Origin of the sequence: Piscirickettsia litoralis (genome assembly GCF_001720395.1) — a bacterium.
GTDB classification, from domain to species: domain Bacteria; phylum Pseudomonadota; class Gammaproteobacteria; order Piscirickettsiales; family Piscirickettsiaceae; genus Piscirickettsia; species Piscirickettsia litoralis.
In genome coordinates this window covers 3,040,725-3,047,478 of the sequence record NZ_MDTU01000001.1, presented here as the reverse complement: position 1 = coordinate 3,047,478, position 6,754 = coordinate 3,040,725, and the positions used below count along the sequence as shown (strand labels likewise).

5 protein-coding genes and 1 pseudogene are annotated in these 6,754 nt (G+C 35.0%); all 6 read right to left on the bottom strand.

The window, feature by feature from the left end:
* Positions 1-900 (bottom strand): annotated as a pseudogene (locus BGC07_RS15040) (DUF4280 domain-containing protein); the annotation flags it as partial.
* Between the two features lie 2 nt (positions 901-902).
* Entirely contained in the window at positions 903-2,009 is a 1,107-nt protein-coding gene (locus BGC07_RS22725; RefSeq protein ID WP_069313756.1) for a type VI secretion system protein IglI family protein, read from the bottom strand.
* Positions 2,010-2,013: 4 nt separating this feature from the next.
* On the bottom strand, positions 2,014-3,204 hold the full coding sequence (locus BGC07_RS22720) for a hypothetical protein (RefSeq protein ID WP_235603312.1): 1,191 nt from the start codon (positions 3,202-3,204) through the stop codon (positions 2,014-2,016).
* A gap of 67 nt (positions 3,205-3,271) precedes the next feature.
* On the bottom strand, positions 3,272-3,910 hold the full coding sequence (locus BGC07_RS22715; RefSeq protein WP_235603311.1) for a hypothetical protein: 639 nt from the start codon (positions 3,908-3,910) through the stop codon (positions 3,272-3,274).
* A gap of 17 nt (positions 3,911-3,927) precedes the next feature.
* Entirely contained in the window at positions 3,928-6,462 is a 2,535-nt protein-coding gene (locus BGC07_RS15025; protein ID WP_069313755.1) for a hypothetical protein, read from the bottom strand.
* An 86-nt stretch (positions 6,463-6,548) separates the two neighbouring features.
* Positions 6,549-6,754, bottom strand: a 206-nt coding sequence (locus tag BGC07_RS22710) for a hypothetical protein (protein ID WP_235603310.1), incomplete at its 5' end; no start/stop codon positions are given.

Sequence of the window (6,754 nt, the reverse complement as noted above, 5' to 3'; positions counted from 1 at the left end):
GGCCCCTTGGTTCCCAGCAATATCACTCAGACTTTGTTGAGCAGCGGTTATATGCTGACTTAACTCATCCACCACCGCAGCATTGGCAATACGCCCCTGATCTCCCAAAAATAACCCCATACGTTTAGCAAAACTAGACTCACCACGCCCGCCATCACTACCTTCTGCCTCAGTAGCCACACCCTCAGAAGAAAAATGATTGGCAATGCGACCACTATCACCGAAAAACAACCCTACTCGCTCTTGTAATGAAGAAATAACTGCAGCAGAGTCAAACTGACTCAGTGGTTCTGGAACAAGGCTTGTCGGCACATTCACACCAATCGCTGAGCTTAAGTCAGGTAAAGATTCTTCTGAAAGTGTCGGTATTTTAGCTGCGCCATACAAGTTACCCGTATTATTTTTTATAGCGCCCTGCGTTTGAGACAACGTCTTTGTGATCGCACTCACGCTTTGTTGTAATTGGTCAAACGCTGACCCATTAGTATCGCCAGGTAACTGGTGCTTATCCTTTAAATTAATCAATGAGGATTTAAATTGTTGTAAATGATCAACCTTGGGAAAACGATTTTCAATTTTATGGTAGTCAACCAACTGCTGCTGTGATTGGTTAGCCACTCCAAGCATTTGAGATGCCGTTTTATTTTTCAAGTCAGTCGCAGATAAAAAAAGACTGTCTTTATCCATAGGGACAGCATCTTTAATCTTAGAAAGGTGATATTGACATGATTCTAATGGACTAGCAAACGCTTTTTTAGGCTGAACTTCTTGCGACAAAGAAACGGATTCACTCAACTTCTGTTTACTTTTTTCAATAGCATCAGAAAAGTTAGGTACCTTACTTGTCGACCCATGTAAAGAAGCCTGCAATGAAGAAAAATCAGTTAAATTAAAACTCATAATCAATCAAATTCGAAATCAAATTTATAGTCGCCTTCAATATCATTTAAAGCGTCATGATTCTGTTTATTTTCATCATTTTTTTGTTTTTTATTGTGAAAGTCAGATTCAGCTTCTCTTTCACCAGGCGAGTCCCCTTCGATATGGTTGAACTCCTCAAAGTTTTCTTTGTTATTATCAAACTCGCTATCATAGGCCTCGTTATTAGCAACACGTGAATAACTCTCTTTATTAATGACTCCCGTTGTTGGAGAAAGAGAGCCGTGTTCTCTAATAAAGCCAGTTAGCTCATTCGTACTCTTTAACTCGTCACTCTCAAATAAGCTACCACCAGAGACAAGCTTTTCCGGACTAGCCTTATAAATTTGTTCTGCAATATGCCACTCTAAAGTATCTTGGTTACTATCAATTATCTTCTGAATTTTTACATAGGATTTTGAGAGGTTTCTAAAAAATGGTACAAAAACTTCCGGAAAATAGACAACTGGATCGAAATGTGAAATTTTCTCCTGAATATCACAGTAAAACAAAGCTGCTTCAAAAACTCTGTTTTGATTAGAAAGCTCCATACATAGCTCTATTTTTTTGAATAGCTCATCTAATTTTGGAGAAAAATGGCTACCCGTTTTAATTGATTCTATAGGCTTTTCTTCAATAATCTGCTCTGCCTCTTCTTCATTTTGAACTTCAGGCCCACTCTTTGCTTTAAGCAAATAAGATTTAAGCTTGTTAAGCTGAGTATCCATATTAATAGCATCAGGCAAAGACTCTTTAAAAGCTGCTAAGCATAGTAGTGCATCATCAACTGGCTCATTAAGAGTAAGCTTATTTTCATTAATATGATCATTAATTGTATCAAAGACCCAGGCAAGTGTTTTAGTAATTTTTTTGACTTTGCTGATATCAAACCCATCACTTGATGTAAAAGCTGAAAGAGCAGCTAATTGCCCGCTAAGCACTCCCTCAACAATATAGTGACAAACACAAGAATACGAAAGAAGGTCAAGACTAATTTCAATTTCGTCTTGATCAAACTCTTTTAATAATGATTCTAGCGCATCTTGATATTTTAAATCATAGATAAATTTTTCTATTACATCTTTATTCATAATATTAAGTAGGCATAGACTCTAATGTTGACATATAGTGCTGGCTCACAGAATTTGTGATTTGACTCATTTCAGAGTCAATCAAATCAAGGGCCTGCTGGTCACTGAGCCTTTCTCCTTCGTTTTCATAATTAATATTATAAGCACTCAAAATATACTGCTGAATACGTGCGGTGTAATCTTTTACATTATCAAATTGCTCATTCATTGATAGGTGAACATGACTCTTATTCTCTTTTAAAACACGTCTCAACTGACTTAAACCAAAATTTCTTTTCAATCTAAAAAACTCTGATTTTAATCTCATTTGAAATTGCACCTCACCATGGAGACACTCTAGTTGTTCTCGAGCACGATCAAAAGCCTTCTGTAGCTCTTTAGACTGAGTTGTCATTTTCGTTGCAGCATCTCCACTAATTGCTATACTTTGCCTTGAACTATTTAGAATTCTCATACATTCTGATATCTTATCAGATGAGTCTCGACACTTCTTAACAACAGCACTCAAATTCGCAGGGTCATCACTTGGTAAATCTTGCATTTTCGAGATACCTTGATCACCAAACTCTTGTATTATCATCAAATAAATTTTAAACACGTCTTGATAACAAGAAATAGAAAAACTCTCAATCACTAAAGTATAAAGCGCTTGAAAAATGTGGGGCCTTGGCACTTTTTCATCAGTGTTGATAATATGTTTCCTCAATGAGTCAGAAAATGTCTGCTGACTACCATCATCCTGACTCAAACTAGCAAAAGCCCTAACAAACTCATTAGAAAGATCTGAACTTGTCATAATTGAAAATTTATTTTTAAGTGCTGTAATTGAAGCATCAATCCTTTGGAAAACGGGCTTTACTTTTTGGAATGCAGTATAAGCCCTTGCCTCATTATTGCCATTATCCTCACTTTCTGTTATATATTTTGCTAATGTCAAACACTGTTTAGATACAATTTTATTATTTCTTGTTAAAAGCACAGCAATAGACATATAAAAAGTACTTAACCTCCACAACATTTGCTTATAGTCCCTAGCATCGTCAAGACTTTTAATATCCAGCTTAGTTTTTTGCTTGGCTCTAATATCATCAATAACTTTAAGATCATCTGACTCTGCCAAGTTATCTGTATATTCTTTTTTTATTGCAACATCGGCTAAAAAATCATTAATTGTTTCTATAAATTTAGTTGACAACCAATCTTCAGATAAATAGAACTTCTGAGCCAATATCATCTCAGAATTTAAAACATAAGAAACCTGATTAAATTTTGTGAAAAAAGTTTCTTGTCAAAAGCTCAATATTTAATTCTGTAAAACATTCACTTGCAATTTTAACTAAGTTTTCAAATGCAGTATAACAAGCGTCATTACCAATAGGTAAAAAATCTTCATCTTTTAATAAACTTTTCCATAAAGCAATTCTTTTTATAAGCTGATCCATTGACTCATAGTCAAATTGTTGTTCAGCAAGATTTTGCAAATATGAAAAGTTTTCACCTGCGATCCATAATCTATCTTTATGAGTGCTAAGTGACCGACGACTCACCAGTCTGAAGTAGTATTTAAGAGGCTCCATCATCTTCATTACATGAAAAGTATATCGGCTTGCCGAAGGCTTTGTATTACATGCAATATACCTCAAAACAATTCTGTGAAGATTTGTCTTACTAAGGTGCGCACCTGCAATAAAATGGTTATATATCGTTCCCTTTGCAGCATCACCAATCTCATAATCCTTACTAATTCTAACTTTATGGGCACCATATAGCGATAATATTTTTCTTAATTTTTCAAATTCACTATATTTAGTCGGCCTTCTTCCTCTAAATATATTTCTGTTAGTAAATTTCGAGGATTCTTTGATTTCAGGCAAACTATCGTCAATTGCATTCACAGGCATAACTTCAACCTCCCTCTTTATACATCTTGGACATCATACATTTTCACCTTGTCAAAGCCACGGAGCTCACGTTTAGCATTTATTTTTTCGTATTTTTGGTTTCCTATATCTTCTCTGCATGTATTACACACATACTCATTGTGCATCGTATCACTATCTCTTGTAATATGACTATTGCAGAACTTCCCTTGAAAACATACCCGACACGAATGCAATTTAGTTTCACTCATAGACCAGTTTTTACAGTCCTTTCGCCTGCATTCTCTCTTCTTTTGGTGATAATCTATTTTTATATTCCTAAATTTCCCTTCTCTATTTTGTTGATAAATCCCTTCATAAAAATTAGCAGCAGATATTTTTTGATAGACTTCATCTGCTAACTTTATATTAAATTGTTCTTCATCTAATTGTTGGCCAACCACACCTAACTCATCATCATACCCCTTTAGTTTAACTCCTTCGAGCTTAAGTCCCCCTATTTTTCTTAACAATGGATTTTGCTGCCCTACATCACCTGTTGCAGAGGATACTAAGGAGGCATTTTCAAAAATATTTCTTAAGCTTTCATAAAGGTTTTCAGATACTGTTTTATAATAATTTCTCAAACTTGCCCTCAGATTCTCTCCTTGACCTTCTACGAACTTTTTCAATTGATTATTTGTTGATGATGTACTAGGGGAGTCACCACCTTCATTTCCCTCAAGCTGCTTCGTACTCACAGACAAGGTAATTAAAGCATCATCAAAACGATCCTGCTCATCAAAAATACCTAATATGCTTAAAAAATTTTTCTTACTTTGTTTTGCTGACGAGTAATAATATCCACGTATTGCTGACATTTTTATTCCATCTTTATACAGTTTTAATTGCATTTGCACTTCCTGAGCACGAGAATTAAAAGCAGTAGTTAAATCTCTCATATGCAGGCCTAAGCCATAAATTTCACTTCTAAAATCACCATAGCGCTCTTCTTTTGCACTATTAGTCAACTTTGACTTATATGACTCTGAAATATTTATCATTAATCTATATGCATCCCCACTGATATTATGAATATCATTTAACAGTGCTGAGCAATTACTACCGATTTCTCCAATTCTAGAATCACCAAACTCTTGTATATAATCCCTGTAAAATATCATGATATTATTCATAGAAAATAGAACCATTTGCTTCAGAATTAGGCTTGCTAAATCATCATAAAGATTTGGGTGCTTAGACATATGCCCCATAAATGTTTTTCTAAAGCTATCACTTGATTTAAAAATACTCTGCCCAAAACCTTGAGATTCACACTCAACCTTTAGCAAGTTTACTATACTCTCTTTAACATCATGGTCTTCTGCTACTTTTTGAACACACTTTAAATAGCGCTGTGCGTCTGATGCTTTTATTTTCGTGCTATTTACCTTTAAGGCACCACTAATACCAAATACTGTACTACATAGAGAAATATAATTGTTTGCCTGCCCTAACTGCACTTTAATTAGTCTTTTGCTTTCGGTAACTAGCCTTTCATTTCTTAAATCTAAAGCCTCGTCATCAACCGCATCAATTTCTGGGTTGACATATTCATATGCAAGCTTTTTGCCCTCATAAATTTCTTGCTTCTGACTACTATGAGCTAGTATGTCGCGAGAGGTTAAAAATTGCTCTGCTGAAAGAATTGATGCTTCGAATAAGTTTACCGCCTCATCAAGCTTACAAACTAAAGCTCGGGTACAAAATTCAACAAGCAAACGCTCTAAGTGTTGATACCCCCTTTTGAAAAGCTCCTTATACATCTCATTAATTCCATCATGCCCTAAAATTTCATACTCTTGAGGCTTTTCAGCATTCGTTTTTGCTTTGACACTCGTTAACATCCACCATAAATATACCCTCGATGCTAATAGATCCAGGGTATAGTAATCGATATTCATGTATGATAATTGGTCAATGAATTCATAAGTTTCACCGACAAGCCATAACCTATCTTTATAGTGCTCTTCGTAATTTAGCTTACTATTACCATTTAGTTTATTTGACCATTCATTTAATACATTAAGTAAATCTAGTGCTACAGGGGCAAATGCAGTTGATACACCTATATTAGAATATGAAAGTATCGGCTTCCTTTTTAAGACACCTCTCAAGTTCTTTCGAGTTAAACTAGGATCCATTACTAATTTTTTCGGCCCAAGTATAGGGAATGCTTTATAAGCTGCATCAGTATTAATCCTAAATTGCTCACACGACGGCGAAACATTAGCTGCTTCATAGCAAGCGAGGATCATTAATAGTTTTTCTTTTTCTCCAACCGAGCGAATTTTTGGGTACCATTTCATCCAGTAAACTCGCTTTGAACGAATCCCTGTCCTTGAAACTTTTTGGGGCAACTGCTTCCAACAATGATTCGCCAAAGCTAAATCTTCATTTATTTGACCGCTCTCATCTTTTCCATTAACAACCTCGGATAATTTTTGTAACATTACCTTCTGAGCAAGGGATTCAGCCCCACTTTTTGCACCACTTACAGCTAAACTTGTTACTGATGGAAATAACATCCCCATAAAGCAGTCCCTCTTATTAATCTATAATATCTATACTTTAATAATCGCTAAATCATTCCCATCTGAAATGGGGTAATTTAATAAACTTAATTTTTTATCTTTTTAATATATTCAAATTCATAATCTTTTTTTATAAGCAGTGCTTTATAACCACTTCGCTCATTAAAAATACCTTGGTATTTATCATGATCGATTAAACTCGCACCAGAAAGTGATCTGGATATAATCGTATTAATTCTTGACGGAGAGCATACTTTAACCTGTTTAATGTATTTTTCCTTCATGATCAAGA

Coding starts and splice junctions, on each gene's coding strand:
- BGC07_RS22725 (WP_069313756.1), bottom strand. CDS start 2,009: ATGAATAAAGATGTAATAGAAAAATTTATCTATGATTTAAAATATCAA.
- BGC07_RS22715 (WP_235603311.1), bottom strand. CDS start 3,910: ATGCCTGTGAATGCAATTGACGATAGTTTGCCTGAAATCAAAGAATCC.
- BGC07_RS15025 (WP_069313755.1), bottom strand. CDS start 6,462: ATGGGGATGTTATTTCCATCAGTAACAAGTTTAGCTGTAAGTGGTGCA.